The sequence below is a fragment of the Ruegeria sp. HKCCE4148 genome (genome assembly GCF_017872495.1).
Taxonomy (GTDB): Bacteria; Pseudomonadota; Alphaproteobacteria; order Rhodobacterales; family Rhodobacteraceae; genus Ruegeria.
Genome location: NZ_JAEDOS010000002.1, coordinates 478,249 through 504,463, shown reverse-complemented (window position 1 = coordinate 504,463; position 26,215 = coordinate 478,249). Strand labels below are relative to the sequence as shown.

General features: G+C 56.1%; 22 protein-coding genes and 1 pseudogene. 8 read left to right on the top strand and 15 right to left on the bottom strand.

From position 1 onward, the window contains the following. Positions 1-2: 2 nt before the first annotated feature. Positions 3-1,046: an aminotransferase class V-fold PLP-dependent enzyme gene (locus tag I9187_RS07595; RefSeq protein WP_171174066.1), complete on the bottom strand. Its 1,044-nt coding sequence runs from the start codon at positions 1,044-1,046 to the stop codon at positions 3-5. Between the two features lie 51 nt (positions 1,047-1,097). Then, a complete protein-coding gene (locus tag I9187_RS07590) occupies positions 1,098-1,556 on the bottom strand; it encodes an Rrf2 family transcriptional regulator (RefSeq protein WP_171174068.1) in 459 nt (152 codons plus the stop codon). A 179-nt stretch (positions 1,557-1,735) separates the two neighbouring features. On the opposite strand from I9187_RS07590, the gene I9187_RS07585 reads away from it, so the two are divergent. From I9187_RS07585 to I9187_RS07560, 6 genes and pseudogenes are all read left to right on the top strand, one after another. Further along, positions 1,736-2,389 carry an alpha/beta hydrolase gene (locus I9187_RS07585; protein WP_171174070.1) on the top strand — a complete coding sequence of 218 codons (654 nt, stop codon included), beginning with the start codon at positions 1,736-1,738 and terminating at the stop codon, positions 2,387-2,389. Then, a complete protein-coding gene (locus I9187_RS07580) occupies positions 2,389-2,634 on the top strand; it encodes a hypothetical protein (RefSeq protein ID WP_171174072.1) in 246 nt (81 codons plus the stop codon). Before I9187_RS07585 ends, I9187_RS07580 begins: the two co-directional genes overlap by 1 nt. Continuing rightward, positions 2,631-3,800, top strand: coding sequence for an HD domain-containing protein (locus I9187_RS07575; RefSeq protein WP_171174074.1), 1,170 nt, complete (start codon positions 2,631-2,633; stop codon positions 3,798-3,800). The genes I9187_RS07580 and I9187_RS07575 overlap by 4 nt, the downstream gene beginning before the upstream one ends. A 359-nt stretch (positions 3,801-4,159) precedes the next feature. Beyond that, positions 4,160-4,495, top strand: a pseudogene (locus I9187_RS07570) (SMR family transporter). A 76-nt stretch (positions 4,496-4,571) separates the two neighbouring features. Then, entirely contained in the window at positions 4,572-6,389 is a 1,818-nt protein-coding gene (typA, locus tag I9187_RS07565) for a translational GTPase TypA (RefSeq protein WP_171174078.1), read from the top strand. A 465-nt stretch (positions 6,390-6,854) separates the two neighbouring features. Next, the gene (locus I9187_RS07560) at positions 6,855-7,286 is read left to right on the top strand and encodes a hypothetical protein (protein WP_171174080.1); all 432 of its coding nucleotides are present in this window, start codon (positions 6,855-6,857) and stop codon (positions 7,284-7,286) included. Between the two features lie 186 nt (positions 7,287-7,472). On the opposite strand, the gene I9187_RS07555 is transcribed toward I9187_RS07560, so the two are convergent. The 4 genes from I9187_RS07555 to recA form a co-directional block, all read right to left on the bottom strand. Continuing rightward, positions 7,473-8,096 carry a transglutaminase-like cysteine peptidase gene (locus tag I9187_RS07555; protein ID WP_171174082.1) on the bottom strand — a complete coding sequence of 208 codons (624 nt, stop codon included), beginning with the start codon at positions 8,094-8,096 and terminating at the stop codon, positions 7,473-7,475. A gap of 347 nt (positions 8,097-8,443) precedes the next feature. Beyond that, positions 8,444-8,731, bottom strand: coding sequence for a DUF1330 domain-containing protein (locus I9187_RS07550; protein WP_171174084.1), 288 nt, complete (start codon positions 8,729-8,731; stop codon positions 8,444-8,446). A 1-nt stretch (position 8,732) separates the two neighbouring features. Beyond that, on the bottom strand, positions 8,733-11,405 hold the full coding sequence (gene alaS / locus I9187_RS07545) for an alanine--tRNA ligase (RefSeq protein WP_171174086.1): 2,673 nt from the start codon (positions 11,403-11,405) through the stop codon (positions 8,733-8,735). A 181-nt stretch (positions 11,406-11,586) separates the two neighbouring features. Continuing rightward, complete coding sequence (gene recA / locus I9187_RS07540; protein WP_171174088.1) at positions 11,587-12,654, bottom strand: recombinase RecA; 1,068 nt, start codon at positions 12,652-12,654, stop codon at positions 11,587-11,589. A 192-nt stretch (positions 12,655-12,846) separates the two neighbouring features. Here recA and I9187_RS07535 point away from each other — a divergent pair, with 192 nt between their 5' ends. Continuing rightward, positions 12,847-13,440, top strand: a complete 594-nt coding sequence (locus I9187_RS07535; protein WP_171174090.1) for a sulfotransferase family 2 domain-containing protein — start codon at positions 12,847-12,849, stop codon at positions 13,438-13,440. Here I9187_RS07535 and I9187_RS07530 read toward each other — a convergent pair whose 3' ends face one another. The 3 genes from I9187_RS07530 to guaB all read right to left on the bottom strand — a co-directional run bounded on the left by I9187_RS07530 (position 13,441) and on the right by guaB (position 18,523). Further along, positions 13,441-15,492: an ATP-binding protein gene (locus I9187_RS07530; protein WP_245223153.1), complete on the bottom strand. Its 2,052-nt coding sequence runs from the start codon at positions 15,490-15,492 to the stop codon at positions 13,441-13,443. A gap of 350 nt (positions 15,493-15,842) precedes the next feature. Continuing rightward, positions 15,843-17,000 (bottom strand): RsmB/NOP family class I SAM-dependent RNA methyltransferase, encoded by a 1,158-nt coding sequence (locus I9187_RS07525; protein ID WP_171727493.1) that lies wholly within the window; start codon positions 16,998-17,000, stop codon positions 15,843-15,845. Between the two features lie 74 nt (positions 17,001-17,074). Beyond that, positions 17,075-18,523 carry an IMP dehydrogenase gene (gene guaB, locus I9187_RS07520; protein ID WP_171174097.1) on the bottom strand — a complete coding sequence of 483 codons (1,449 nt, stop codon included), beginning with the start codon at positions 18,521-18,523 and terminating at the stop codon, positions 17,075-17,077. 206 nt (positions 18,524-18,729) lie between these two features. Between guaB and I9187_RS07515 the strand changes: the two genes are divergently transcribed. Beyond that, positions 18,730-20,778, top strand: a complete 2,049-nt coding sequence (locus I9187_RS07515; RefSeq protein ID WP_171174099.1) for an ASKHA domain-containing protein — start codon at positions 18,730-18,732, stop codon at positions 20,776-20,778. Between the two features lie 81 nt (positions 20,779-20,859). On the opposite strand, the gene I9187_RS07510 is transcribed toward I9187_RS07515, so the two are convergent. Genes I9187_RS07510 through I9187_RS07485 form a run of 6 tightly spaced genes read right to left on the bottom strand, consistent with a single transcriptional unit; the run spans position 20,860 to position 26,200 of the window. Continuing rightward, a complete protein-coding gene (locus I9187_RS07510; RefSeq protein ID WP_171174101.1) occupies positions 20,860-21,273 on the bottom strand; it encodes a universal stress protein in 414 nt (137 codons plus the stop codon). Between the two features lie 23 nt (positions 21,274-21,296). Beyond that, positions 21,297-22,277, bottom strand: coding sequence for an alcohol dehydrogenase catalytic domain-containing protein (locus I9187_RS07505; protein ID WP_171174103.1), 981 nt, complete (start codon positions 22,275-22,277; stop codon positions 21,297-21,299). Next, positions 22,274-23,035, bottom strand: a complete 762-nt coding sequence (locus tag I9187_RS07500; RefSeq protein WP_171174105.1) for an SDR family oxidoreductase — start codon at positions 23,033-23,035, stop codon at positions 22,274-22,276. The genes I9187_RS07505 and I9187_RS07500 overlap by 4 nt, the downstream gene beginning before the upstream one ends. Continuing rightward, positions 23,028-24,335 (bottom strand): histidinol dehydrogenase, encoded by a 1,308-nt coding sequence (gene hisD / locus I9187_RS07495; RefSeq protein WP_209940127.1) that lies wholly within the window; start codon positions 24,333-24,335, stop codon positions 23,028-23,030. The genes I9187_RS07500 and hisD overlap by 8 nt, the downstream gene beginning before the upstream one ends. Before the next feature lie 12 nt (positions 24,336-24,347). Continuing rightward, positions 24,348-25,676 carry a TRAP transporter large permease gene (locus tag I9187_RS07490; protein ID WP_171174109.1) on the bottom strand — a complete coding sequence of 443 codons (1,329 nt, stop codon included), beginning with the start codon at positions 25,674-25,676 and terminating at the stop codon, positions 24,348-24,350. Between the two features lie 11 nt (positions 25,677-25,687). Next, entirely contained in the window at positions 25,688-26,200 is a 513-nt protein-coding gene (locus tag I9187_RS07485; RefSeq protein WP_171174111.1) for a TRAP transporter small permease, read from the bottom strand. Between the last annotated feature and the right edge of the window lie 15 nt (positions 26,201-26,215).

Sequence of the window (26,215 nt, the reverse complement as noted above, 5' to 3'; positions counted from 1 at the left end):
GATCACGCGGCCCGCGCGCGATGCTTTTTCTCTTTTTCAAGCCACGTTTCGGCGAAACGCAGCACATCTTCTTTCGTTGTCCGAGGGCCCAGCGAAACGCGGATTGCGCTGCTGGCTGTCACCTCGTCAAAACCCATTGCGGTGAGCACCGCGCTGGCACGAACCTTGCCGCTGGAACAGGCAGAGCCCGCACTGACCGCAAAACCCGACAGATCCATCTGCATGACCTGGGTTTCACCCTTCCATCCCGGTGCGGCAAAACACAGGGTGTTCGGCAGGCGTTGCCGCCCTTTCCCGACAAAAATAGGTGATTTTACAGCGGCCTCAAGAGCGTTTTCTAGAATATTTCTAAATTCTTCGATTTGCTCCCAAACGCCATCCGCCAAGTCACGTGCCGCGGCTTCAGCTGCGGCTCCGAAACCAGCGATTCCAATGACATTTTCAGTGCCGGAGCGGCGCCCCATTTCCTGGCCTCCGCCCTTAATCAGAGCTGGCAGGTCGGTACCGCGCTTCATCACAACGGCACCAACACCCTTGGGTCCGCCAAGTTTATGCGCCGAGACCAAAGCCATCTGGGCATACATCCAATTAAACGCAATCGGCAGCTTTCCAAATGCCTGCGTGGCATCTGTCACAGCCAATCCGGGCGGTAATGTCTGAACGATACCAGTCTCGGAATTTGCCAGTTGAACGGTTGAAGCCTCTGGTGTCTCAACCAGAACCTCTCCGGCCGCAGAAACCGGAAGATCCTCATGGATCCAAGCCCTTACCGCATCATGTTCAACTGCGGCACCATGCAAATTGCGCCCGGCCAAAGTTAATGCCGCGCCCTCGGTCGAACCCGAAGTGAAAACGATATCCGCACCATCAGCACCGAAAGCAGCTGCAACCTGTGCACGCGCCCGTTCGACAAGTGCCTTTGCAGCTCGGCCCTCGGCATGAACAGAGGACGGATTTCCGCAGACTTCCATCGCGGCAATCATCGCCTCTCGTGCCTCAGGGCGCAGTGGTGTTGTTGCGTTATGATCCAGATAAACACGATTCATGGATGCATCTTTTTGCCAGCAGATTTCATATGACGGTGCCGCCTTTTCGTCTTACTCGTCCACCACCGAGAACAGGCTCGGCACTGCGGGGCATGGAGCCAGGTCGTTCTTGATCACGTCAGACAGGCGCGTCTGATGCAAAAACACATAGACATGCGCGCTCAGGCTTTCCCAAAGGCGGTTGGTCAGGGATTGCGCCCGGCTGCCTGAAGACGCACCAGAGGCCCCGGCCCCTTTCTGCAAAGCATCTACCGTTTCGTCCACTGCTGCCAAAATTTCGACCACACGGATTTCCGACGCGGGACGCGCAAGACGATACCCGCCGCCCGGGCCACGGACTGAAGACACCAGCTCGGCGCGACGAAGTTTGACAAAGAGCTGTTCCAGATAAGGCAGCGACACATCCTGGCGCTCTGAGATCTCGCCAAGGGTTACAAGCCGGTCTTTTGGCTGCAACGCAATATCCGCCAAGGCAACCATCGCATATCGGCCTTTGGTCGACAGCTTCATATTTAGCCCCTTCTCAGCAGGATTTGCGCGAAATCATTGACGCCGACGCTGCCAGTGCGTATCTCCGACTGACAGCGCTGACGCGCAACGTTATGTAATTAGAACCGTTCTAAGGTGTCCGACGATTATCGTCAAGTATATCCGGGCGCCCGTACGAAAAAGACAGGACCAAAGCACACATGCCCGAGGTGATTTTTCCCGGACCCGAAGGCCGCCTGGAAGGCCGCTACCACCCGCAAAAGGAAAAAGACGCACCGATCGCAATCGTGCTTCACCCGCATCCACAATTTGGCGGGACCATGAACAACAAGGTGGTCTATAACCTGCACTATGCCTTCTACAACATGGGCTTCACCGTGCTTCGCTTCAACTTCCGTGGCGTTGGCCGCAGTCAGGGCGAGTATGATCAGGGTGTAGGTGAGCTGAGCGATGCGGCCTCGGCGCTGGATTATCTGCAATCCATGAACAACAATTCGAAACACTGCTGGGTCGCAGGGTTTTCGTTTGGGGCATGGATCGGCATGCAATTGCTGATGCGCCGTCCCGAGATTACCGGCTTTATCAGTGTATCGCCCCCAGCCAACATGTACGACTTTTCGTTCTTGGCGCCCTGCCCGTCTTCGGGCCTGATCATTAACGGATCAGCCGACCGCGTGGCCCCACCGGCGGATACCACGTCACTGGTGAACAAGTTGCACGAACAAAAAGGCATCACGATCACCCACACCGAGGTCGAGGGCGCAGACCACTTCTTCCAGGATCGCCACATGGACACGTTGATCACCGATGTCAGTGACTATGTGAAACGTCGCCTGACCGAGAACACCCGCTAATGTCCGACACCATCACAACTCTTGCGGCCAAACTGGCCGAAGACACGATGAAGGTTATGGACGAAACTGGCGAAGACCGTTTCTTTGTCGAGGTCGGCGAAGTTCTTGGGGCCGCTTCACAATCGCTGGAAGAGGCCTACTTGACCGAAATCCGCGTGCGCTTGGCGGAACGCAAAGCCAGGCAGTTTGTCATCAAACGCCTGGCTGCGCATCGCTCGAAACAAAAAGCGATCGAAAAACAATGACGGAACGGTTGTCGGCACAAATTGCGTTTTTAAAACGGGCCGACATGTTGAAGATGGTTGAGCGGGCAAATGTCCTGCTCAATCAGTCCCGGCCTGAAAACTCTGCCGAACACAGCTGGCATCTGGCGCTTTGGGCCTTGGTCATGGCCCCCTTGGCGGGGCCAGATGTATCAATTGATCGAGTCATCCGTATGTTGCTGTTACACGATCTGGTCGAGATCGTGGTTGGCGACCATCCTATTCACTTGGAAACCGACTGGGATCATCTGGCTGAGGCGGAACAGGCCGCCGCCTCAGAACTGTTTGGGTTACTGCCCCGGGATCAAGCACAGACATTCCTGTCTTTGTGGCAGGAATTCGAATCGGATCAGACACCGGACGCGCAATTTGCCAAAATCCTGGATCGGTGTCAGCCGCTGTTTCAGGTTCTGTGCGCTTCGGACCCTCACCCGGACCATGTGAAAATTGCACGGGCCAATCTGGATGGCGGTCGCGCGGCCTATCTTTCACAGGTTTTCCCGCTTGCTTATCACCATGCCACGGCCTTGTTGGCCGGATCACCAACCGAAGAAAACGCATTCTCAACGCGCATCGCGTTTTTGGCCGAGGCGGACAAACTGAAATCAGTTGTCCGCGCGTCGCGTCTGATGGCCGGGGATCGGTTTGAGAACTCTGCCGAGCATTCGTGGCATATCATGCTCTACGCTTGGGTTTTGGCTGAGCACGCGCAATCGGAAATTAACGTGGATCGTGTGCTTCAGATGCTTCTTCTGCACGATATCGTCGAAATCGACGCCGGAGATCACCCTATTCACGGACAGGTGAATCACGCCGAACAAGAAGCTATGGAACAGGCCGCAGCTCAGCGATTGTTTGGCTTATTACCGGACATGCAGCAGGCGCATTTCACGGATATGTGGCTCGAGTTCGAAGCCGCCAAGAGTACAGACGCAAGGTTCGCAAAGGCTGTAGATCGTTTTCAAACACCGATAGCCAATCTGGAAAACGGTGGTGGGTCGTGGGCGGACTACAACGTTACCCTCGCCCAGCTCAAAGCGCGGGTTGAACCCTCCATTACAGCCGGAGCACCTGAACTATGGAACTGGCTTCACCCGCAACTTGCGGCATTTTTCCAAAGTTTCGAAGCGACGCCGTTAGACGCATAACAGAAAAAAGGAGCCCAAAGGCTCCTTTTCCCTTCTTAGTTCTGAGTGGCGTTAAAAAACACGACTACCATCAAACTGTTGAACCACACCGGCTGCTTCATTATCGACGGACCCCCCGTCAGCAAGCCACCCAACTGCCACTATCAGACCAGAAACAAAAACGATCGACTTTGCGAATGTCGTCATCGAACAAAACTCATTAACAATTAATAAAATATGTGGAGTATCTTACACTTATTCTAGGCTGATAACAGTAAGGTATACCTGACCCGACGGAAGTTAAACTTTGAGACTGACCTTGCCTTGTCCACACATTCTGTGTTCGAGGTGCTGAAAACCTATAGCCCCGCGAGACTGCAATGCCTCAAGCCTATCTGTTTTTGTTATTGGCCGTTATGGCGGAAACCATTGGCACAACCGCCCTACAGGCGAGCCAGCAGTTCACCCGGTTTTGGCCGTCCGTTCTTGTCATTTTGGGGTATGGTGTTGCTTTCTACTTGCTGGGACTAACCCTGAAATCCATGCCCGTGGGCATTGTCTATGCAATCTGGTCCGGCCTGGGCATTGTTCTGATCGCGCTCATCGGGTTTGTGGTTTTCGGTCAAAAGCTGGATTGGCCTGCAATACTTTGACTGACCATGATTCTGGCCGGAATTCTGATCATTCACTTGTTTTCGAAGACTGCTGGCCACTGATCTGCGGTTAGGGCTGGTATATTTTGCCGCGCCGCGTTATGCGCGCGACAACTTCCCGTTCAAAGGCTGACCTCTCATGGACCTGCGCAACATCGCAATCATCGCTCACGTGGACCACGGCAAAACGACCCTGGTGGATGAGCTTCTCAAACAATCCGGTGCGTTCCGGGAAAACCAAGCTGTGGCAGAACGAGCCATGGACAGTAATGACCTGGAACGCGAACGCGGAATAACCATTCTGGCTAAGGCAACATCCGTCGAATGGAATGGCACCCGCATTAACATCGTCGACACCCCCGGTCACGCCGATTTCGGTGGCGAGGTTGAACGGATTCTCAGCATGGTCGACGGCGTGGTTCTGCTGGTCGATGCCGCGGAAGGCCCTATGCCGCAGACCAAGTTTGTGACCTCCAAGGCGCTAGCGTTAGGTCTGCGCCCGATCGTAGTTCTGAACAAGGTCGACAAACCCGATGCCGAGCCTGACCGCGCTCTGGACGAATGTTTCGACCTGTTTGCCAACCTTGGCGCCGATGACGACCAGCTGGATTTTCCGGCCATGTATGCTTCGGGCCGTTCTGGCTGGGCGGATATGGAACTGGACGGTCCCCGCAAGGATCTGAGCGCACTGTTCGATCTGATCGTCGATCACGTCCCTGCCCCCAAGCAGGTCGATCAAAAAGACCAACCGTTCCGGATGCTGGCCACGACCCTTGGCAGCGACCCGTTCATCGGCCGCATTCTGACCGGTCGCGTCGAAAGCGGAACTTTGAAGGCGGGTGACAGCCTGAAGGCTCTTAGCCGCGACGGCACGCTGATCGAAAACTTCCGAGCCTCGAAGATCCTGGCATTCCGCGGCTTGGCGCAACAGCCCATCGACGTAGCCGAAGCTGGTGACATCGTAACCATTGCAGGCATGAGTAAGGCAACCGTGGCGGATTCGCTGGTTTCGCCGCAGGTCGAAGAGGCGCTGCCCGCGCAGCCCATCGACCCGCCAACCATCACCGTGACCTTTGGTATCAACGACTCTCCGTTGGCTGGCCGCGACGGTAAAAAGGTTCAGTCCCGCGTCATCCGCGACCGGCTCATGAAAGAAGCCGAGTCGAACGTTGCGATCCGGATTACCGACACGCCGGGTGGTGAAGCGTTCGAAGTTGCCGGCCGCGGCGAACTGCAAATGGGTGTTCTGATCGAGAACATGCGCCGCGAGGGTTTCGAACTTAGTATCTCGCGCCCACAGGTTTTGTTCCGCGAAGAAAACGGCCAGCGGCTGGAACCGATCGAGGAAGTCACAATCGACGTGGATGATGAGTATTCTGGCTCGGTCATCGAAAAGATTACAGGTGCGCGAAAAGGTGAGTTGGTCGAAATGCGCCCTGCCGGTGCTGGCAAAACACGCATCATCGCGCATGTACCTTCGCGCGGTCTGATCGGGTATCACGGCGAGTTTTTGACGGATACACGTGGCACAGGTGTTCTAAACCGAGTGTTCCACGACTGGGCCCCACATAAAGGTCAAATCCCGGGCCGTCGCGCGGGCGTTCTGATCTCGATGGAAAACGGCCAGGCCGTGGCTTATGCGCTCTGGAATCTGGAAGAGCGCGGCCGCATGTTCGTTGGCCCTCAGACCGACGTCTATCAGGGCATGGTGATCGGAGAGCATTCGCGCGACAACGACCTGGAAGTCAATCCGCTCAAGGGCAAGAAACTCACCAACGTCCGCGCAAGCGGTTCGGACGATGCAGTACGCCTGACGCCTCACGTTCAATTTTCGTTGGAAGAAGCCATCGCCTATATCGATGACGACGAATTGGTCGAGGTGACGCCGAACGCTGTGCGGCTGCGCAAACGCTTTTTGGATCCGCACGAACGCAAACGAATGGCGAAATCGGCCTGATCAACCTGCGCCTGTATCGACCCAAATGGGAAACAATGGCGATACTGTGGCATTTTTGCTTCCTATGGGTCAAAAAACGAAATTCGGAGAGCCGGGCAAAACGCCCGGCTTTTTCTTGAAAACATGTGCTTTTCTACCTTAAATTGTATTAATTTTGCCCCATTCTCCCTTCCCACATATTGCGATTAAGTCGATCTCAAGGTGTAAATGTGCCCGAAGTGTGATGATCTTCACTCACACGACCAAAATAATGGTGCATAGGGATGCACGTGATAGGTACCGAGTTCCAAGGAGTTAATGATGGTTTTTCGTTCCCTTAAGTTACCAGTTTTTTTAGCCGCCACGACTTTTGTGGTCGCTCCTGTAACCGAAGCTTTTGCAAGTGGGGCGTGTACTGTCAAAACGGCGCGCCAGTCTGCTGGTTCTCCTGGAGTGCTTTGCGAATGCGATTCAGTTACATCCGGGATGCTGCGCTATATCCAGCGTCGGGCTGATTTTCAGGAGATCGTTGCACGCTTGGGCGCAGAGTGCTCGCCGCTTGCGGATTTGCTGACTGACCTTCCCACAGCATCAATCGGCGCTTCCGATCAGAGAGCGGGGGATGGTCCAGCAAATGAAGGCCAAGATACAGGCCTTACTGGCGGGCCGGGCCCATCTGGTCCGAGCGGAAGTCCGGAAACCACCGGAGGAGAAACTCCAGGAGGAGAAGGACCACGTGGGGGCGAGCCAGATGGCGAACAGCCCGGTGGTGAACAGCCCGGTGGCGAAGAGCCCGGTGGTGAAGAGCCCGGTGGTGAAGAGCCCGGTGGCGAAGAGCCTGGTGGTGAAGAGCCTGGTGGCGAAGAACCCGGTGGCGAAGAACCCGGTGGCGAAGAACCCGGCGAAGAGTTGCGGTGATCGCAAGCTAACTTGGTCGCTGAACCTTATTCGAAGGCCTGCTTTTTTGACGAATAAATATTTGTCGTTGCCGGTTTGGTTGGTGCAAAATTTCGAAGTACCAAGGTGAGCTAAGAAGAGATTACGGGCGCGTAATAACCTTGCGCCCGTGAATCAAATACCCAAAGTTAAAAATACACACTAGCCTTAGCTGTGCCCGTAGATGCCGACCCATCCACTGGGCCGTTTCGGGTCTTGCATCCGCAGAAACAGGTAACGTGTAGCTGCCCAGGGTTTGATGCGATTGGTTTGGTTGTCCAGGATAAGATCTCCTTGATCCGACCGGTAAACCAGAACCGCATGTGGGATACGGCGCGTGTCCAAAACTGTGGCGATCAAAAGTTTGTTTGGATCGACACCGGCATGAACCAGCTCTCGCTTTTTCAGAAGCGCAAAATCCTCGCAGTCACCCCCAAGGGCCGTCGGCAGCGCCCACCGTTCGCGAGTTTTATATTGAGATTGATCAGTAATTTCACGGGTGGATCTGTTCACCCGCCGGTTTATTTGTTCGACAACCTTTAGTTCTTGTTGACTGGACAGGGCCGCCGAACGTTTCGCCGTACATGCCCAACGGTACTGATCACACAGGTTTATCGCTCCGGACGGTGGCGGTGAAGAAGCAACAGCAGGAATAAAGCGCCCTTCCGACGCCTGGGCATCTGTTGTGCTAATAGGCGAAGCCAGGAACACGACCCCAAGGCCAATGACACACGCGGCAGCGGTCAAAACCTTTGCAATCTGTTCGTTGGTCGTTTTGATCAATGATGTCATGCCTATTCCCTGGTTCAGTATCATTCGTATGATTGCCGATACCGCAGGACTATATTCCACTTCTTGAACCTATCGCTGAACGGGCCTCAGTCGCAATCATAGAGAACCTGCAAAAGAAAAAGGGCGAAAATTCGTTCTACAATTTGACAATTTCGGGTGGGAAATTGGATAGAGTCGCCACAATTCTGGAAAACTCACGCGGAAAAAAACATTAAGAAGGCGACGTAAGATTTTGTAATAAAGTAGAATAAAAAAACAGCCTGCAAATGCAGGCTGCTCTAAGGGCTCGATACCCAACATTAAGCTGAAAACTGCTGAAACCAGCAAAACAGCGTTATGTTCTACACTTATTCGGTGATCTCGACCACGACCAACTCTCGTTCACTGGCGGTTCGGGCGTGATTCAGCGCCTGTTGGTACTCGTCTGAGTTGTAGCACTCGACCGCTGCCTCCAAAGAAGGGAATCGGGCGACCACGTTGCGGGGCCGCTCTTTTCCTTCCAGCTGAACATACCGTGCGGCGCGCGCTATGAATTCACCACCGTGCTTGGCAATGGCTGGTCCGGCCAGTTCAGCGTATTTTCCGTATGCCTCGGCGTCCGTTACCGTTACATGCGCGATCCAGAGTGCTGCCATCTTAACCTCCCATTACTTGTTCCGCGGCCTTAATTGCGGCTTCTGCATTCGATGCGTCCTTGCCGCCGCCTTGGGCCATATCCGGTCGGCCACCACCGCCCTTGCCGCCCAATTCGACGACAGCAGCTTTGACCAGATCTACCGCCGAAACGGTCCCGGTCAGGTCTTCCGTTACACCGGCTGCAACCGCTGCCTTGCCTCCCGTATCTGCAATAAGAAGGACTGCACCCGACCCCAGGCGGGCCTTGTGTTCGTCGATCAGCGCGGGAAGATCCTTACCCGAAACTCCGCTGAGCGTTTGGGCCAGGAATTTTACACCGTTGACGTCACGCGCATCAGCCCCGCCGCCCTGTCCGGCGCCTCCGGCCATTGCCAGATCGCGACGCAGTTGAGCTACTTCGTTCTGCAAGGATTTGCGTTCGTCCAACAGTCCTTTCACACGGGCGACCACGTCATCTGGCTGCGCTTTCAGTTCCAGCGCCACCTGAGCAAGCCGGTGATCTTGGGCCGAGAGGTAACGGTTGGCCTCGTCCCCGGTCAGCGCTTCGATCCGGCGTACACCGGCACTGCTGGCGCTGTCGCCCAGTACCACAAAAGTGCCGATATCCCCTGTCTGGCGCACATGAGTACCGCCGCACAGTTCTATCGACCATGTTTCACCATCCTGTCCCTTGCCGGTCGGGGCCTTGCCCATCGAGACAACACGTACTTCGTCGCCGTATTTCTCTCCAAACAGCGCCTGCGCCCCCAGTTCGCGCGCGTCGTCGGGTGTCATGACCCGGGTTTCGACGGTTGAGTTCTGGCGAATGAAGCTGTTCACTTCGCGTTCGACCTTTTGGATTTCCTCAAGGCTCAGTGCTTTGGAATGGCTGAAGTCAAACCGCAAGCGATCCGCCGCATTCAGCGAGCCGCGCTGCGCCACATGATCCCCCAGCGCCTCCCGCAACGCTTCGTGCAGCAGGTGTGTGGCCGAATGGTTGGCCCGAATGGCGGATCGGCGGGCGTGATCGACCTCAAGCTCGACCGCGTCCCCTTTGGAGAGTGTGCCGTTTTCGACTGTAACCTTATGCGCATAGACTTTGCCATCGGCAAACTTTTTGGTGTCATCCACGCGGCTTAGGTCGTCGCGATCATCAACGCGGCGCAATTCTCCGGTGTCACCGATTTGACCACCGGCCTCGCCATAAAACGGGGTCTGGTTCACGACAACCCAGCCGCTGCCACCGGCCTTGATCGCATCGACGAGAGTGCCTTCCACGACCAACGCGGCAACCTGCGCTTCGGCCTTCTCGGTCTCGTAGCCCAAGAAATCTGTCGCACCTGCCGTATCTAAGACATCAAACCACACGGCCTGATCTGCAGCTTCGCCGGACCCGGCCCAAGCCGCCCGCGCCTTGGCTTTTTGCTCTGCCATCGCAGAATCAAACCCGTGGGTATCCACGGCGCGACCCTTCTCGCGCAGCGCATCCTGCGTCAAGTCCAACGGGAAGCCATAGGTGTCATAGAGTTTGAAGGCCGCAGCCCCTGGCAAAGGCGCGCCTTCGGCAAGCCCGGCTACCTCGTCATCCAACAGCTTCAAGCCGCGATCCAGTGTTTGCTTGAACTTAGTTTCTTCAAGCAACAAAGTCTCTTCAATCAGGGGCTGGGCCTGCGTCAGTTCCGCGTAATGCCCGCCCATCTGCTGCACCAGCGTTGGAACAAGGCGGTGCATCACCGGATCCTTGGCCCCCAATAGGTGCGCATGGCGCATGGCACGGCGCATGATCCGCCGCAGAACGTAACCGCGCCCATCATTGCTGGGCATGACGCCATCGGCAATCAGGAACGAGGTCGATCGCAGGTGGTCCGCAATGACGCGGTGATGCACGTTTTGATTCCCATAGGGATCCACGCCGGTCGCATCTGCAGACGCCTCGATCAGGGTTTTGAATAGATCAGTGTCATAGTTGTCATGGCTGCCCTGCAACAACGCACCGATCCGCTCCAGCCCCATGCCAGTGTCAATGGACTGCATGTCCAGTTCGACCATCGAACCATCTTCGAACTGCTCGTTCTGCATGAAGACGACGTTCCAGATTTCGATGAAACGATCACCATCTTCTTCGGCCGATCCCGGAGGGCCTCCCCAGATGTGATCGCCATGGTCATAGAAAATCTCGGTGCACGGTCCGCAGGGACCGGTCGGGCCCATCTGCCAAAAATTATCATTGGTGGCGATGCGGATGATGCGGTCCTCGGGAACACCGACCTTTTTCCAGATCTCAAACGCTTCGTCATCGGTGTGATAGACGGTGGTCAGCAGGCGGTTTTTGTCTATGCCGAATTCCTTGGTAATCAGGTTCCAAGCGAACGGGATTGCTTCATGCTTGAAATAGTCGCCAAAGGAAAAGTTACCCAGCATCTCGAAAAACGTGTGGTGACGCGCGGTATAGCCCACATTGTCGAGGTCGTTATGTTTGCCACCGGCCCGCACACATTTCTGGGCGGTTGTGGCACGTGTGTAGTCGCGGGTTTCCAAACCAGTGAACAGGTTCTTGAACTGGACCATGCCAGAATTCACGAACATCAGCGTTGGGTCGTTGCGTGGAACCAGCGGGCTGGATGCCACAACCTCATGCCCCTGTTTTTCAAAGTAATTCAGAAAGGTCGATCGGATATCGTTCAGGGTTGGCATTGGGCTCTCTCGGCGCACATAAATCTTGGTCTCCGCAGGTTTATCCCCCTGTCAGAAAAGTGTCCACAGCAGAGGTGTGCCAGAATGCGGCAAGGCGATCCTATGGACCGCCTTGTTACAGGAGTTTCCTATTCTGTTTGAAACGAAACCCACCGAATGATCTTGCTCCGTTCTGCGGCCTTTAAGCTTCCAGGATATCGTCATCCTCAGCAGCACCCGGAGGCATATCGAAATCCAACCCATGCGCGGCGCGGATCTTATCTTCGATCTCAAATGCGATCCGGTTGTTGTCGCGCAAGTATTGCTTGGCATTTTCACGCCCCTGCCCGATCCGTTCATCGCCATAGCTGAACCATGAGCCTGACTTTTCAACCACGCCTGCTTTGACACCGAGGTCCAGCAGCTCACCCATTTTTGAGATGCCTTCGCCGTACATGATGTCGAATTCGACCTGTTTGAACGGCGGCGCAACCTTGTTCTTGACGACTTTGACGCGGGTCTGGTTGCCGACAACCTCATCCCGATCCTTGATCGCACCGATGCGGCGGATATCCAGACGCACCGAGCTGTAGAATTTCAGCGCGTTACCACCGGTGGTGGTTTCCGGGCTGCCGAACATCACGCCGATTTTCATCCGGATCTGGTTGATGAAGATCACCATGCAGTTCGAACGACTGATCGAACCCGTCAGCTTACGCATCGCCTGGCTCATTAGACGGGCCTGAACGCCAACATTACTGTCGCCCATATCGCCTTCCAGCTCGGATTTCGGCGTCAGAGCGGCCACCGAGTCGACCACGACCATGTTGACCGCCCCCGAACGCACCAGCGTATCGGTGATTTCCAGTGCCTGTTCACCAGTGTCCGGCTGCGAGATCAGCAACTCATCCAAATCGACGCCCAGTTTGCGAGCATATTGCGGGTCCAATGCGTGCTCTGCATCAACAAAGGCGCACACACCTCCACGTTTTTGTTGTTCGGCAATACAGTGCAGCGTCAGAGTCGTTTTGCCCGAGCTTTCCGGGCCATAAATTTCAACAATCCGCCCCATTGGCAGACCACCGATTCCCAGCGCGATATCCAGTCCCAGAGAGCCGGTCGAGCTTGCTTCGATATCCTGCTTGGCACCTTCGCCCAGCTTCATGATCGAACCCTTACCGAATTGCCGTTCGATCTGGGCCAGTGCGCTGTCGAGCGCCTTTTGCTTGTCTGCGTTTTTCTTGTCGCTCATTGTCAGAAGATCCGCCATTGTCCTGTCGCCTTCCCTTTTGTCACACCCTTGATCGGGCGGCAATCGCTGCTTTGTTCGCCTCTTGTTCCTTATGGGACCAAAAAGAGAACATTTCAACTAAAACTTACAGAACTCACTCTTCTGCAATTGTGTTAAAGAGTCGTTTACGACAATCTGCTCAGAGGATCAGATTGAAGCGGAACGCGATATATGCTTGTTTTTTATGAAGAACGTCTGGCTTTTCTTGCCGTTCCAAAAACCGGCAGCACGGCGTATCACAGTGCATTGCGTGACCGAGCGGATTTTGTTGTGACACATCCTCCTGAGTTGAAACATGCGCCGGTGCGCCGATTTGATCGTTTTTTTCAGAACATCTTCCTGAAAATGTACGATACAGAAATGGAAATAATGGCTGTCGTCCGTGAACCCATCGATTGGCTGGGCAGCTGGTATCGGTTTCGCAACCGCGATGACCTGATTGGACACCCTCATTCCACACATGATGTTAGTTTCGACGCTTTCGTCCAAGCTTATATGCAAGACAAGCGTCCCGAGTTCGCCGATGTTGGCAGCCAAAGCCAGTTCTTCCGCACCCGCAGCAACGGTCGTGGTGCTACGCATATCTTCAAATACGAAAACCAAACCCGGATTCTGGAATTCCTGCAGACACGGCTAAACATGGAAATCGACTTGCCGCTTGAAAACGTGTCGCCTGCCGCAAACCTGAACTTGTCAAAAGATACGGAAAGCCGATTCCGCAACAGGTTCGCCGCCGAATTTGCGATCCACGATGCGGCGTTGTAATCAGTTCAATTGTTGAAAAACGGCCTCGGTCAGTTGATTAAGTGAGAACGGTTTGGGCAGGAATGTCGAATTAGCGATACCCGATCCAGATTCGCCGAACGCGCCCTCGGTATAGCCCGAGACAAACACGACCCGCGCGTCCGGGCGTGTTTCGTGCGCTTTGCGCACCCAGGTTGGCCCGTCCATACCCGGCATAACCACGTCGGTTACAAAGACATCCACATTCAAAGTGGTATCCTCAAGCAACCTGAGCGCCTCTTCCGCCGAGTCCGCCTCAAGCACCGTATACCCTTTCAAACGCAATGCGCGCGTTGCAAAGGCGCGTACCGGCGCTTCGTCTTCGACCAAAAGCACAACCCCTTCGCCTTGCCGCGTGCGTTGTGGGTCGGGTTGGTCAGAAGTTTTTTCTTCGACCTCGTCAGCGGCGGTGCAAATCGGCAAAATGACCGTGAACTCTGTACCACGCCCCATCACACTGTCGATAAAGATAAAACCTCCGGTTTGTTTCACAATGCCATAAACGGTCGAAAGCCCTAACCCAGTGCCTTCACCCGTGCGTTTCGTTGTATAGAAAGGCTCAAACACTTTTTGCAGCTTGTCAGCCGGTATACCTGACCCGCTGTCCACCACCTTTACCGTTACATATTCTTCGGGATGCACCGTTGCACGATCGCGGCTGAGAGGGTGTGACAGACGCATGACCTCAGTCTCAATGCGAATCTCGCCACCTTCAGGCATCGCGTCTCGGGCATTGACCACAAGGTTCATCAAAACCTGTTCCAATTGCCGCTTGTCAGCGCGCACCGGTTTGAGAACTGGATCGTGGCTGAGCGTCAACTGAACCTTTTCGCCCACCAATCTGTTCAAAAGGTGAATGAGGTCCGAAATCGTGTCGCGCAGATCAAGAACTTCGGGCCTTAGCGTTTGTTTCCGGGAAAACGCCAAGAGCTGGCTGACCAATGCTGCTGCGCGGTTGGCGTTCTGATTGATCTGCACCAGATCTCCATAGTCTGGGTCATTTTGATCATGCCGCAGCAGCAACAAGTCGCAATGACCCGAGATTGCCGTCAACAGGTTGTTGAAATCATGCGCCACGCCGCCGGCCAACTGTCCCACGGCTTGCATTTTCTGGCCCTGGACAAACTGCGCCTCCAGTGTTTTCAGCTCGGTGGCATCATTCAAGACGGCGATCAGACCCGCCTTGCCCTCTATGGCAGCTTTGCTCAAAGTGACTTGCACAAAGACCTCTTTGTCATCCCGGATCAACTGCAGGAACTCTGATCGCGGCACGTCTTCGTCCGAAGCCGTTTGCGCCAGCCAATCGCGAAGTGGTATGCGCAGCCCCCGCATAATTTCATTGATGCAGGTTCCCTTGAGGCTGTCTTTCCCCAAGAGCTTTGCAGCCAGCCTGTTAGTGTCAAGAATTGTGCCATCCGAAGACAAGTTAAGGATTGGCACTGGCAGATCCTCAATCGACGCGCCTGCCCCGGGAGGTGAAGACAGTTGTATAGGGATCAATCCCAATCGCCGATGCGACCCGGATGAGGACAATTCGGCAACGGCAACCGAATCCACACCATTTCGAGTTCGAACCTGGTTGATCGCCCCCACACTTGGCGCCCCACCACAAAACAGGTCCTGAAAATCGCCAAGATCAGCCCCAAACATCTTTTCGGCGACAGAATTGAACTGCAGGATTTCACCTTTGCGTCCAACGGAGAGAACCGGGATGGTTAACTCTCGGCAGCTTTTGTCGTCGCATTCCTGAAAGCGCCAGCAGTATACCTCGGGTCTCAATCGGAAAACTGTTACAGCCATCATGTTGGCATTGCTGGGAAATTCCTCGTATGCACGGCCGCTCAAATGTGCCTGAGATTGCAGCCTGAACAAAACTGCTTGCGGGTTCGAAAATGTCGACCGCAGGCACAAGGTCAGTGGTTTTTCGGCTTCGGCACCAAACCGCCTTTGTGCGTGCGTATTGGCAAGCAGAATATCACCATACCCGTTAGCAACTAGAACCGGAGCATCTTCTAGTTCCGAAAATAAGCGCATAATGGAAATGCTACGCAGTTCGAATCTGAGCTCCACCTGTTTTTTGGCTACGAAACAAAGCAGAACACCTAGCAGAGAGAGACCCGCCACTTTCAGGCCTGCGCCCCAGTTGGGCGGCACCAAATCTGTGAAAGGTGCTATCGTGATTAATAAAGCCAACACCAGCAACGATCCTACGCGCATCGCTGAGGGTTGATGGGCAGCAGTAGGGTCGCGTAACAAAGCGGCAGTATCAGGCATTAAAAAGGCTCAAGGGCAAAGGTATCGGCAGTAACAGCACAAATGGTTAACGCGCGCTTAACAAAACGCGAAAAGCGAACTTCTACCTAAGGTTGTTATTTGCCGAAAGGTCAGCGCGTCAAGTGCGCGGTGAAAAAACCATCAGACCCGTGTGTGACCTGCCATGATTTGCGGAACGTTTCTGTCCATTCGGGGTTTTGCTGCAAAAAGTCATCGACTACAGCCCCGTTTTCGTCAGCCAGGACCGAGCAAGTAGCGTAAGCCAAAACGCCGCCTGATCGGATCAAGGGGGAAATGCTTTCCAGAATACCTGCCTGAACAAGCGTGAGGTCATGCAAGCGTTCTTCGGTCAACGACCACTTTCCAGCAGGTGCACGCCGCCATGATCCGCTGCCGGAACAGGGTGCATCAGCCAGCACGATGCCATAGGGCTCGTGTTCAGCAATATCTTTTGAAGTCAATATCTTGACGTTGGCTCCCGCGCGTTCTGCTCGCGCGGGAAGGTCACGCATGCGCCCCGCATTTACATCGTGGGCGAAGACCTCTACCCCCTCATGCGCGGCCATAGCCAGCGCTTTGCCGCCGCCCCCGGCGCAATAGTCAAGAACACGCATGCCTGGCTGAAGATCCAGCGCTGCAACAACCCCCTGACTGGCCGCATCCTGCAACTCCACCAACCCATCTTGATAGGCGCGACCTTGCGCGATCTTACGCGCGCCATCAGTCACTTCCAAAGCTGTTGTGCAAAACGCATGCGGCTGGACCGTAACGCCATCCGCCCGGAGTGCGGCAATCGCAGACGCCGGATCAGCTTTCAGCAGGTTCACCCGCAGGTGTACCTGCGCGCGAGACTGCAAGGCCTCGGCCGACGCCTGTGTGTCAGGCCCTAACGAGGCGGAAAATCGAGGCCAAAGCCATTCGGGAATATCAAGCCGTTCGGCGTCGGACCGGAAGGCGCGTGGCGACTCTGTGGGTAGCACCGGCTCAGGCGCGTGACGGTCGCCGGTGAACACTTCGGAAACATCACCACCCTGTGCCCGGATCGCTCCGATCATCAAACCGCGTCCGGTGTCGGCGCCACCAAGTGCTGCAAAGGACCGCTGACATCGCAGGGCGTCAAAAACGTGATCCCGTACTGCCGCGCGATCCTTTGAGCCCGCAAAACGGCTGCGACGGGCCCATCCGGTCAACGCTTTTTCAACCGGAGCACCGTCCAGAATCTCGTTGAGGATTTCAATCGCGGCCTGAACACGAGCTGCCGGGGTCATGTCGACTTCCTTAAGGTGTTGGTGAACGCAAAACGGCGCCCGTATCTGGGCGCCGCATGCAACAGGTCCACAGATTACATCACCCGATAGTTCGGGCTTTCGCGGGTGATCTGAACGTCATGCACATGGCTTTCCTTCAGACCTGCACCGGTGATTTTGACAAAGTTGCAGTTTTTGCGCATCTCTTCAACGGTCGCACACCCCGTGTACCCCATCGCTGCGCGCAAACCGCCCACAAGTTGATGAATCACAGCGCTGGCCGACCCTTTGTAGGGCACCTGCCCTTCGATGCCTTCCGGTACCAGTTTGTCGTTGGCTGCGTCCTTCTGAAAGTAACGATCAGCCGATCCACGTGCCATGGCACCCAGACTGCCCATCCCACGATAGGATTTGAACGAACGACCCTGATACAGAATCACTTCGCCCGGGCTTTCATCGGTGCCTGCAATCATCGAGCCGACCATGGCGCAGGAGGCCCCCGCCGCAATTGCCTTGGCAAAATCGCCCGAGAATTTGATGCCCCCATCTGCAATGACCGGAACGTCACCCGCTGCGGCGGCGCAATCTCCGATAGCAGTCAACTGAGGCACGCCAACACCCGCCACCATGCGCGTCGTACAGATCGACCCAGGGCCGATACCTACCTTGATGGCATCAGCACCCGCATCGATCAACGCTTTGGTCGCCTCGCCCGTGGCGACGTTTCCTGCAATGATTTGAACCTCATTCGACAGGGTTTTCGCGCGTTTGACGGCGTCCAGAACACCCTGAGAATGACCATGCGCCGTATCGACCACAATGATGTCGACGCCGGAATCAACCAGCTGTTCGGACCGCTCAAATCCTGCATCACCCACCGAAGTTGCAGCAGCCACTCGCAAACGACCAAGCCGATCTTTGCAAGCGGTGGGGTTCAGGACGGCCTGTTCTGTGTCCTTCAGCGTCAGAAGGCCAGTTAGTTTCCCCTGGCCGTCAACCACAAGCAGCTTTTCGATGCGTCGTGCCCGCATAAGGCTTTTGGCTTCTTCCAGATCAGCGGGTTCTTGCAGCATGGCCAAATTGTCAGCCGTCATCATCGCCTTGATCGGAGTATCGTCCGATGTTGCAAAGCGCATGTCACGGTTGGTCACGATACCCACGACACGACCTTCCGCATCCACAACAGGGAAGCCGGTGAAGTTATAGCGTTCCACCAAGGCCTGTGCATCCGCCAGCGTCTGATCCGCGCGCAATGTCACCGGGTTATAAACAATGCCCGATTCAAACCGTTTGACACGCCGCACTTCACGGGCCTGCTCTTCGACCGAAAGGTTCTTGTGGATGACCCCGATGCCACCTGCCTGTGCCATGGCGATGGCCATGCGGGCTTCGGTCACAGTATCCATAGCTGAGCTTAGCAGCGGGATGTTCATTGTGATTTCACGCGTCACCCGCGTGGTGGTATCCGCCGTTGCCGGCAGCACAGAAGATGCGCCCGGAACCAGGAGAACGTCGTCAAAGGTGAGTGCCTCACGAATCTGCATCTGAAAACCCCATGCAAAAGCCCGTTTGACGGCGACCCTATCGCATGGATTTAACCAAAGGGAAAGCCCCCCAGCGCAACTCTGAGCCATCGCTGTGCAGAAAACGCCGCTAGCTGAGCAAATCGTGCCGCTGATAGCCCTTTCCCTTTGCGCTCAACATCATATCTTGCGCCCCATACGCGCGAATATGAAAAGGTATGTCACTGATGACCACCGATCCTCTTGTAGTCTTTACGCCTTCTGGCAAACGCGGACACTTCCCCGTCGGGACCCCGATTCTCACTGCGGCCCGCCAGTTGGGTGTGGATCTGGATTCGGTCTGTGGCGGGCGTGGGATCTGCTCTAAATGCCAGATCACACCCAGCTATGGCGAATTTCCCAAGCATGGTGTCACCGTATCCGAAAACGCGCTGAGCGAGTGGAACGCGGTTGAACAGCGCTATGACGATAAACGTGGTCTGAAACCGGGTCGTCGTCTGGGGTGTCAGGCGTCGGTGCAAGGCGATGTGGTGATCGACGTCCCGCCCGAAAGCCAGGTGCATCGTCAAGTTGTACGCAAGGCTGCGGCGGCGCGTGCTATCACCATGGATCCCGCGACACGCTTGTATTTCGTGGTCGTCGAAGAACCCGACATGCACTCGCCCACCGGGGATCTTGAGCGTTTGGAACGTACCCTGCGCGAACAATGGAAGATCGAAGCTGTCACAGCCGATCTATCGCTATTGTCCAAGCTTCAGCCCGTTCTGCGCAAAGGCAAATGGGAGGTCACAGTGGCCGTTCACAAGGGCCACAACGACAGCGTTGCCCGAATTGTCGAAATCTGGCCGGGCCTGCATGAAGGCGGGCTCTATGGCTTGGCGATCGACCTCGGCTCGACCACCATTGCGGCCCACCTGACCGACCTGGAAACCGGCGAGGTCAAGGCGTCCTCGGGTCTGATGAACCCGCAGATCCGGTTTGGCGAAGACCTGATGAGCCGCGTTTCATATTCGATGATGAATCCTGGTGGCGATCAGGAAATGACCAAGGCCGTACGCGAAGCGATCAACGATCTGACGACCTCAATTGCCCAAGAGGCCGAGATCGACGCATCCCTGATCGTGGAAACCGTATTTGTTTGTAACCCGGTCATGCACCACTTGCTGTTGGGGCTGGATCCGGTTGAGCTTGGGCAAGCACCTTTTGCGCTGGCAACTTCGGAGAGCATGTCCCTGCCCGCGCGTGACATGGATCTGACGACCATGAATCCACGCGCGCAGGTTTATATCCTTCCTTGTATTGCAGGCCATGTGGGCGCGGATTGCGCCGCCGTGGCGCTGTCAGAAGAACCAGGCAAATCCGAAGATCTGGTATTGATTGTGGACGTCGGCACCAACGCGGAAATCCTGTTGGGCAACACCAGCCGCGTTCTGGCCTGTTCGTCGCCCACCGGACCTGCATTCGAAGGCGCTCAGATCAGCTCGGGCCAGCGCGCAGCCCCCGGCGCAATTGAGCGGATTGAGATCGACCCAGTCACAAAAGAACCCCGCTTTCGCGTGATCGGATCCGAGAAATGGTCGGATGAGGACGGGTTTGACCTTGATATCGCAACCACAGGAATCACCGGCATCTGTGGTTCCGGCATCATCGAAGCCGTTGCCGAAATGCGCATTGCAGGCTTGCTGGACGAAAGCGGGTTGATTGGCTCGGCCGAGCAGACTGGCACAGCACGCTGTGTCCCCGAAGGCCGAACCCATGCCTATCTGATCCACGATGCCAGCGCCGAAGGTGGCCCGCGTATCACCGTCACCCAAGGCGACATCCGCGCGATCCAGCTGGCAAAATCGGCTCTTTATGCCGGTGCACGCCTGCTGATGGATGAAATGGATGTCGACCGTGTGGACCGTGTGGTTTTGGCCGGCGCGTTTGGGGCGCATATCTCAACCAAACACGCAATGGTACTAGGCATGATACCGGATGCGCCGCTTGAGAAAGTCTCAAGCGCGGGCAACGCCGCAGGAACCGGCGCACGTATTGCACTGTGCAATATCGCAGCGCGGACTGAGATTGAACGCGTCGTACGCAAGATCACGAAAATTGAAACCGCCATTGAACCCAAGTTCCAGGATCATTTTGTCGCGGCCAACGCGATTCCACACAAAACTGATCCATTCCCGGAACTGGCGCAGGTTGTCAGGCTGCCCAACCCAAGCTTCAACACCGGCGGTGCCGACGCCGAAGCCGGTGGTGGTCGTCGCCGTCGGCGTCGCGGGTAATCATGCATTGGAGCGACCGGCTTACGTTAGCCGGTCGTTCCTTGCAGAACTTCCAAGTTCAATGGCCGTCAATGCCAGAAATCAAGTCAAACCGCGGTGCACATGCACGGCGCACGGCGCGTGACGAACAACGCGTGAAGCTGTCGATCCTAGGAAATAGTCGCTCAACCCCGGTTGGTGAGAACCAATGACGATACAATCGACACCCTGGCTTGTGGCATAATCAATGATCGTTCGGGCCGTATGGCCTTTGACGATTTCGGACTTCACCCCTTCAAGGCCCTCGACTTTTTCAAGCAATTTCAGTCGCGCTCGTTCAAAACCTTCTGCGACAAGGGATTTGTCCAGATAGGCACTGACAGACCCCTGCGGCATTTCATAAACGTGCAACGCGATTATGTCGGACCCGTTTTCCGACAATGCACGTGCAACTTCCAGCGTGTGCTGCGATATGCCGTGATCCAATGCCATAGGGACAAGAACTTTTTTATACATCGAGGCCTCCAAATCTGGCGGGACTATGCCCAGGGTCTCAGGATAATCTTGGGAGCGGCCACAGCACCAGAGCGGATATCACGAAATGCCTGCGCTCCGTCGGCCAGGGCACGTTCCTCTGCCCAGTCCAACGCACCAAGCCGTCCGTCAAAGATCGCTTCTGCCGTTTGGCGGAAATCCTTAGCCGTATAGGTGTATGTGCCGATGAAGGTGATTTCTTGCAACGTCATGCGACGCACGTCCAGACCGCCGGTGTCTTCGCCAAGACCAACATGCGCAATCACGCCGCCGGGGTCTGCGACAGCTGATGCGACGGATCGTGTTGCCGCATATCCCACAGCGTCGATAACGAGCGGGAAGTTTCCAATCGCAGCGTCCGCGATTTTGAAGTCCTCAACCTTCTGCAGATAAGTCCGGCGCAAGGCATTGGGTTCTGCAATTGTGACATCTTCGACCTCCATCGCACGCAAGGCCAATGCGGCGGCAAGCCCGATCGCGCCGCCGCCAATGACCAGAGCGCGACGGGGCATCGCCGGGTGCAACGCTTCCAGCGCCAGCCGCGCCGCATGCCAACTGACGGCCAGTGGTTCGGCCAAAGCGGCCTTCGCAAACGAGACATGATCCGGTACAACAACCAGATTTCTGTCCTGCATCGAGACAAACTGCGCAAAGGCCCCTTCGCGTGGTGGCATTGAAATGATCTGACGATCCGGGCACAGATTTTCACGACCTGCCACGCAGGCTGGACATTGACCGCAGCTCACCAGCGGATTGATCGTCACGCGATCTCCTGCGCGAAGACCCTCGACAATCACCCCGGCGGCCTCATGGCCAAGGATCAAAGGAGCCGGTCGCCGCGCATCATGGCCAAGATACGCGTGCATGTCTGATCCACAGATGCCTACGGCTTCAATCCGGATCAGATGTTCAGATGCATCGGGTACTGCATTCGGCACATCCCCGAACTCCATCTGCTCTACACCTTTGTAAACCAGTGCTTTCATTTGGCTGTGAACCCCCCATCCACCATCAAAACCTGCCCGGTCACATAGTCCGAGGCCCGTGAACACAGGAAAAGAATCGGTCCGTCGATATCCTGCATCCGACCATTGCGTCCGATGCAGGTTTGCGCCGCATTCCGCTTGGCACGCTCGGGGTCATCGAACACGGCCTGCGTCAGTTCTGTGGGGAAGAACCCCGGTCCGATGGCATTTGCAGTAATGCCAAAGGGCGACCATGCCTCGGCCATCGCCCGGGTCAATTGCCCGATCCCCGCCTTGGTTGCGCCATAGGCGATACCGCCGGGAAAGGCGCGCGTTGTTTGCAGCGAAGCAAAATTGACAATGCGCCCCCACCCCTTTTCTTTCATCGCAGGCACCATGGCCTGACTTAGAAAAAACGGTGCGCTGAGGTTCACCGCCAGCGTGGCGTCCCACCCTTCTGGCGTCACATCATCGGCGACCTCACGCGTGTTTAGCCCAGCCGCATGTACCAAAATGTCGGGCGCGCCGAACTTGGCACTGACGGCTTCCGCCACGTGCTCAATTCCGTCACGATCAGCAACATCGGCTTCCACCGAAGCGGCCCGAGAGCCAATCTCGGCTTGCAGCTGCGCCAACGCATCTTGGCGTCGAGCCACGCCAACAACCTGCGCGCCTGCGGCTGCAAGCGCGTGTGCCACTTGCCGCCCCAGCCCCGAGCTTGCGCCGGTGACACAAGCCACCCTGCCCGTCAGGTCAAACAAGGCGCGCGGGTCATCCATCTGCGGTCAGATCGAACTGCTCATCCGGGAAATACTTGGCCAAACGCACATCTGCGGCGCGTGCATGCCCTTCCATCCCTTCCAACCGAGAAATCCGCGCGGTGGCGACGGCAATGGGCTTGGACCCTTCGCGTGTTGCCCGCTGCCACGTCACGATCTTCATATATTTGTGGACACTCAGACCACCGGTATAGCTGGCCGCGCCAGAGGTCGGCAGAACATGATTGGTTCCGGTGGCTTTGTCGCCGTAGGATACAGTAGTTTCCTCACCCAAAAACAGCGAACCATAACAAGTCAGCCGGTCCAGCCACCAATCCAGATCCTCGGCCTGCACGGTCAGGTGTTCGGGGGCGTATTCATCGGAACACGCAGCCATGTCTTCGCGATTATCGCAGACGATGACTTCTGCATAGTCCCTCCACGCGGCTGCAGCGTTTTCCTTATTCAATTCGGGCAAATCGTCGATCAGCTGCGGCACCAGGTCCATGACTTTCTGAGCCAGAGCACGATCATCCGTCACCAGCCAAACCGGAGAGTTATACCCATGCTCGGCCTGACTGACCAAGTCTGTGGCGACCACATGTGCATCTGCGCTGCTATCGGCCAGAATCAGGGAGTCAGTTGGTCCTGCGATCATATCGATACCGACTTTGCCGTAAAGAATGCGCTTGGCCTCGGCCACGAACTGGTTGCCCGGCCCAACAAGGATGTTTGCGCGTGGAAGGCCGAATAGACCAAAGGTCATTGCGGCCACGCCCTGCACGCCGCCCATCGCCAGAATACTGTCGGCCCCGCAAATATGGGCCGCATAGACGATCGCTGGCGCGACCCCTTCGCCCGGACGGGGCGGAGAGCAGGCGGTGATGTGGCGGCACCCGGCAACCTTGGCCGTGGTTACAGTCATGATCGCACTGGCGATATGGCTGTAGCGCCCGCCGGGCACGTAGCACCCTGCCGCATCTACGGGTATGGCCTTTTGTCCCGCCACAACTCCGGGCACGATCTCGGTCTGAACGTCCGACACAGTGGCTTTTTGTGTTTCGGCAAAGCGACGCACATTGTCATGGGCAAAGCGGATATCGGCTTTTAGTTTCTCGGGCACCAACGCTATGGCCGCGTCGATCTCGTCCTGGGTCATCAGGACATTTCCGTCGAACTTGTCGAATTTGGCGGCGTATTCCAATGCCTTGGCGTCGCCTCCGGTCTCGATATCAGACAGGATTGTCTTGACCGTATCATGCACCTCGGTCGCATGAGACTGCGCCGTCAGGGTTGCCTTTTTCAGATAGTCACGGGGCATGTTGCAAAGGTCCTATTGGTAGATTTCAGGAAGCAAGGTGGTCGAGACAGCTGGTACGTAGGCGATCAAGAGCACCACGATCAGCATAGTCAATACGAAAGGCACGGCCCGGGCGGCAATCTTCAGAATCGACTCGCCGGTAATGCCAGACACAACGAACAGGTTCAGACCCAGCGGTGGCGTGATGAAACCAACACCCAGCGCGGTGATCATCATGATGCAGAACTGGATCTCGTTCATACCGATATTGTCGGCCAAGGGTTTCAGGATCGGTGCCAGGATCACGATGTTGGGCGTCGTTTCCATCACGCACCCCGCAGCGATCAGAATGCCGATCATCAACAGGATCAGCAGATAAGGATCATCCGTCAGCGACGTTACCGAGGCCACGAACCCCTGGGGCACGCCCATGATTGCCAGCGCTTCGGCCAACGGCGCGGAAAAAGCGATGATGGGCAGGATCACCCCGTTCACTTTCGCCGAGCTGACCAACATGGACGGGAAGTCAGCCAGCGTCAGCGTGCGCAGAATGAACCCCATGATGATGGTGACCACCACGGCGGTCGCACCGGCCTCGGTCGGCGTCAGTCGGCCCGAAAAGATGCCGTAGAAAATGATGCCCGGCACGATAAAAGCGTACCAGCCTGATTTGAGGGCTTTGCCCAAGTTGGACAGCCATTCGCTCATAGTCATCATGCCGCCGCCCTCATAGGCGTATAGACGATTCATGATGATGTTGGTGATCAGGATCGATACCAGAATGGCCAGTCCTGGGATCAGAGCGGCCAGAAACAGTGTCGAGGCGGAAATACCCAGCACAAGCCCGATGATGATATAGGCAATCGACGGCGGGATCAGAATGCCGGTACAGGCCCCGGCTGCGACCAGCGCACAGGCATATGGGCGCGGATACCCGCTTTCGACCAGACGGTTGATGGTCATCCGACCCACGGCAGCAGCGCCCGCCGCGTCCGAACCCGAGATCGCCGCGAACATGCCGCAGACAAGCACGGTGGCCGAGCCGAACCCGCCCTTGGCGAAGCAGGTCAGCGCCTCGGCCACGTCCAAAAACTTGCGCGACAATCCTGTACGAACCAGAACGTCTCCGGTCAGGATGAACAGGGGCACAGCGGTCAGCGCGAATGCATCGATACCGGTGAAAAGGCTTTCGCCCACCAAGCTTAGCGGCAAGTCGCCAGACATGATCAGCATTACAATAGCTGCCGACCCAATAGCGGCCCATACAGGCACGGCCATGGCGATCAAAGCAACGAAAAGAATTACAGGGACATAGAAATCCCAGCCGAGTTCAACGGTTTGATTGAGGGAATTCCAAAGCATTCAATTTCTCCTCAGTCAAACAGCTTGTCGCCTTCGAAGACGGGGGTGCCGTCTCGCAGACATTTCAGATCGCGTATCAGGGATTGGATCAGCCGCCAGATCATCAGCGCAAACCCAGTTGGAACGGCCATGAGGAACCAGACTTTGGAAACCCGCAGACCATCCGTCACCGAGCCGAATTTGGCCGAGACGTGAACCGCCTCGTAAGACCAATAGAGCGCGATCACGGCCACGACGAACATCACCAGATCGCCGAAAATATACAGTAACGCCTTGGGGCGCGGTCCAAGGTAATGCATGATGACATCAATGCGGATATGCGCACGTTCCTTGACCGCAGCGGCGGCCCCGATCCAGGCGAGGTAGATGAAGGAATAGCGTACGATCTCTTCGCCCCAGATCGAGGAGTAAGCGAAGATCTCACGCCGCAGCACTTCGATCGCCATGGTGATCACCAGCATCACGTAGAACACCAACAGCAACCAGCGCTCTGCGTTTCGGTCTATGTTATGAAGAATGGCCATCTGATCCTCCGGCGA

Bases quoted from the DNA above. Each gene is read 5' to 3' on its own strand.
- I9187_RS07595 (WP_171174066.1), bottom strand. From the start codon at position 1,046: ATGAATCGTGTTTATCTGGATCATAACGCAACAACACCACTGCGCCCT.
- I9187_RS07590 (WP_171174068.1), bottom strand. From the start codon at position 1,556: ATGAAGCTGTCGACCAAAGGCCGATATGCGATGGTTGCCTTGGCGGAT.
- I9187_RS07585 (WP_171174070.1), top strand. From the start codon at position 1,736: ATGCCCGAGGTGATTTTTCCCGGACCCGAAGGCCGCCTGGAAGGCCGC.
- I9187_RS07580 (WP_171174072.1), top strand. From the start codon at position 2,389: ATGTCCGACACCATCACAACTCTTGCGGCCAAACTGGCCGAAGACACG.
- I9187_RS07575 (WP_171174074.1), top strand. From the start codon at position 2,631: ATGACGGAACGGTTGTCGGCACAAATTGCGTTTTTAAAACGGGCCGAC.
- typA (WP_171174078.1), top strand. From the start codon at position 4,572: ATGGACCTGCGCAACATCGCAATCATCGCTCACGTGGACCACGGCAAA.
- I9187_RS07560 (WP_171174080.1), top strand. From the start codon at position 6,855: ATGCTGCGCTATATCCAGCGTCGGGCTGATTTTCAGGAGATCGTTGCA.
- I9187_RS07555 (WP_171174082.1), bottom strand. From the start codon at position 8,096: ATGACATCATTGATCAAAACGACCAACGAACAGATTGCAAAGGTTTTG.
- I9187_RS07550 (WP_171174084.1), bottom strand. From the start codon at position 8,731: ATGGCAGCACTCTGGATCGCGCATGTAACGGTAACGGACGCCGAGGCA.
- alaS (WP_171174086.1), bottom strand. From the start codon at position 11,405: ATGCCAACCCTGAACGATATCCGATCGACCTTTCTGAATTACTTTGAA.
- recA (WP_171174088.1), bottom strand. From the start codon at position 12,654: ATGGCGGATCTTCTGACAATGAGCGACAAGAAAAACGCAGACAAGCAA.
- I9187_RS07535 (WP_171174090.1), top strand. From the start codon at position 12,847: ATGCTTGTTTTTTATGAAGAACGTCTGGCTTTTCTTGCCGTTCCAAAA.
- I9187_RS07530 (WP_245223153.1), bottom strand. From the start codon at position 15,492: ATGCGCTTATTTTCGGAACTAGAAGATGCTCCGGTTCTAGTTGCTAAC.
- I9187_RS07525 (WP_171727493.1), bottom strand. From the start codon at position 17,000: ATGACCCCGGCAGCTCGTGTTCAGGCCGCGATTGAAATCCTCAACGAG.
- guaB (WP_171174097.1), bottom strand. From the start codon at position 18,523: ATGCAGATTCGTGAGGCACTCACCTTTGACGACGTTCTCCTGGTTCCG.
- I9187_RS07515 (WP_171174099.1), top strand. From the start codon at position 18,730: ATGACCACCGATCCTCTTGTAGTCTTTACGCCTTCTGGCAAACGCGGA.
- I9187_RS07510 (WP_171174101.1), bottom strand. From the start codon at position 21,273: ATGTATAAAAAAGTTCTTGTCCCTATGGCATTGGATCACGGCATATCG.
- I9187_RS07505 (WP_171174103.1), bottom strand. From the start codon at position 22,277: ATGAAAGCACTGGTTTACAAAGGTGTAGAGCAGATGGAGTTCGGGGAT.
- I9187_RS07500 (WP_171174105.1), bottom strand. From the start codon at position 23,035: ATGGATGACCCGCGCGCCTTGTTTGACCTGACGGGCAGGGTGGCTTGT.
- hisD (WP_209940127.1), bottom strand. From the start codon at position 24,335: ATGCCCCGTGACTATCTGAAAAAGGCAACCCTGACGGCGCAGTCTCAT.
- I9187_RS07490 (WP_171174109.1), bottom strand. From the start codon at position 25,676: ATGCTTTGGAATTCCCTCAATCAAACCGTTGAACTCGGCTGGGATTTC.
- I9187_RS07485 (WP_171174111.1), bottom strand. From the start codon at position 26,200: ATGGCCATTCTTCATAACATAGACCGAAACGCAGAGCGCTGGTTGCTG.